2 protein-coding genes are annotated in these 2,590 nt (G+C 69.8%); both read left to right on the forward strand.

Going from position 1 to position 2,590, the window contains the following annotated elements:
• Window positions 1-67: 67 nt before the first annotated feature.
• The gene (gene mreD, locus FW784_RS13540; protein ID WP_149353852.1) at window positions 68-550 is read left to right on the forward strand and encodes a rod shape-determining protein MreD; all 483 of its coding nucleotides are present in this window, start codon (window positions 68-70) and stop codon (window positions 548-550) included.
• A gap of 10 nt (window positions 551-560) precedes the next feature.
• Window positions 561-2,590, forward strand: a 2,030-nt coding sequence (gene mrdA / locus FW784_RS13545) for a penicillin-binding protein 2 (RefSeq protein ID WP_149353853.1), incomplete at its 3' end; no start/stop codon positions are given.

Consider the following 2,590-nt stretch of genomic DNA (forward strand, 5'->3'; position numbering starts at 1 on the left):
CGCGCCTCGCGCCGTCGCGGGCCACCGGCGCGAGTCCGGCCGCAGCGCCGCCACCGGGAGGCCACTGATGCGCGCCTATCCGCGCTGGATCCTCTACGCGAGCCTCGCCGCGGCCTTGCTGCTCGGGCTGCTGCCGTTACCGCTCGCGCTGCAGACGTTGCGACCGTTCTGGGTCGCGCTGGTGCTCGCCTACTGGCTGATCGAAGACCCTGACCGCGTCGGGCTGGGCTTCGCGTTCCTTCTCGGCCTCGTCGCCGACATCGTCGACGGCGGGCTGCTCGGCGAACAGGCGCTGCGCCTGGTCATCCTCGCGTTCATCGTGCAGCGCTTCCGCGCGCGGTTGCGGTTCTTCCCGCTGTCGCAGCAGGCGCTCACGCTAGGCGCGCTGCTGGTCAACGACCGCATCGTCAGCGCTGGCCTGCACGCGGCGCTCGGCGAGCCCGTCCTGCCGATGGCGTACTGGGCGGCGACGATCGTCGGCATGCTGTTGTGGCCGCTGGTATTCCTGCTCCTCGACGGCCTGCGCCTCGGCGCATGGCGTCGACGCTGAGGGCCGGACGATGGCCCTGGTACGACCCCGCTCGCGTCGCCTCAAGAATGCAGGCGCCGAAGCCGCGCAGTTCCGCGCACGCGCATTCGTGGCGATGCTGTTCATCGCGGCTGCGCTGCTGGGCCTGGGCGGCTGGTATTTCCGCCTGCAGGTGCTGCAGCACGACGACTTCGTGACGCGCTCGGAAGCCAACCGCATCAAGCTGCAACCGATCGTGCCGGGTCGCGGCCTGATCTACGACCGCAAGGGCCGCATCCTCGCCGACAACGTGCCCGCGTGGCGGCTGGACGTCACCCCGAGCGAGGCAGGCGATCCCGCGAAGTGGCTGCCGGGCCTGTCGCAGCGCGTGGCATTCGCGCCGGAAGACCTCGAGCATTTCGAGCAGGCGCGCCACGCGTCGCGCGGCTTCAAGCCGATCACGCTGAAGATGCGCGTCAGCGACGAAGAAGCCGCGCGTTTCGCGGTCGATCGCTGGCGCTATCCGGGCATCGAGCTGGTGTCGTACCTCAACCGCCGTTATCCGTATGGCGAACTCACGGCGCACGTCATCGGCTACGTCGGCCGCGTCGACGTGGCGGACGCCAAGAACCTCGGCCCCGGATTCGATGCGCTGACACACATCGGCAAGACCGGACTCGAGCGCTCGTACGAGGAACTGCTGCGCGGCAGGATCGGTTACGAGAAGGTCGAGACGAACGTCGAGGGGCGCCCGCTGCGCACGGTCGGCCGCGTGCCCGCGCAGCCCGGCACCGACCTGCGGCTGTCGATCGACATCGACCTGCAGCAGGCGATGGTCACTGCGTTCGGCGACATGGACGGCGCGGCGGTTGCGGTCGATCCGCGCACCGGCGACGTACTGGCGATGGTGTCGCTGCCGTCGTACGACGCCAACCTGTTCGTCAACGGAATTTCGCACACGGCCTACAAGGCGTTGACCACCAATCCGTCGCGACCGCTGTTCAACCGGCCCCTGCTCGGCGGCGGCCCGCCGGGTTCGACGATCAAGCCGTTGTTCGGCCTCGCCGGGCTCGACAGCGGGCTGCGCACGCCGTCGACAGCGGTGTTTTCGACCGGCGAGTTCCACATCCCCGGACAGCGCCGCGGCTATCGTGACGCACACGGCGGCGCGGGCTGGACCGACCTGAAGAAATCCATCGCGCAGTCGGTCAACTTCTACTACTACAAGCTCGCCTACGACATGGGCGTCGAGAAGTTCGACCTGTACATGCAGAAGTTCGGCTTCGGGCAGAAGTCGGGCATCGACATGCTGGGCGAGAGCATCGGCATCGTGCCGTCGCCGGAATGGAAGGCCAAGCGCAGCAAGGAGCCGTGGTACGCGGGCGAAACGGTGATCGCCGGCATCGGCCAGGGTTACTGGGTGGCGACGGTGCTGCAGCTGGTGCGTGGCACCGCCGCGATCGCCAACGGCGGCGCGCTCAATCCACTGCACGTGGTGATGGCCACGCGCGAGGGCTACAACAGCAGCTGGCGCGCCACGCCGCATCCGCCCGGCGCGCGCATCACCACCAGCGAAGAACACCTGCGCGCGGTGCAGGAAGGCATGATCGCGACCGTGCACGGCGGCGGCACCGCGGCCAACATCGCGCGCGGCGCGCAGTTCCTGATGGCGGGCAAGACCGGCACCGCGCAGAAGGTCGGGCGACAGGCCGGGCGCAACGTCGATCCGCATGCGCTGCCGTACAACCTGCGCCACCAGGCGCTGTTCATTGCCTACGCGCCGGCGGACAACCCGCAGATCGCGATCGCCGTGTCGGTCGAACATGGCGGCTTCGGTGCGTCGTCGGCGGCGCCGATCGCGCGCAAGGTGTTCGATGCATGGCTGCTCGGCAAGATGCCGGCGCCGGACCCCGACGTGAAGCGTTCCCCGCAGGGTGGCGCGCCGCTCGACTACGTGCCGCTCACCGAGGTCGCGCCGACGGTCGCCAAACCCGCCGCCGCACCGGCGACGCCGGGGGCCGTGCCGCAGGTCGATGACGAAGAGCCCGCGCCGGCCTCGCCCGATCCGCTGCCGGCGACGCC

The organism is Cognatilysobacter lacus (assembly GCF_008274655.1).
GTDB lineage: Bacteria > Pseudomonadota > Gammaproteobacteria > Xanthomonadales > Xanthomonadaceae > Cognatilysobacter > Cognatilysobacter lacus.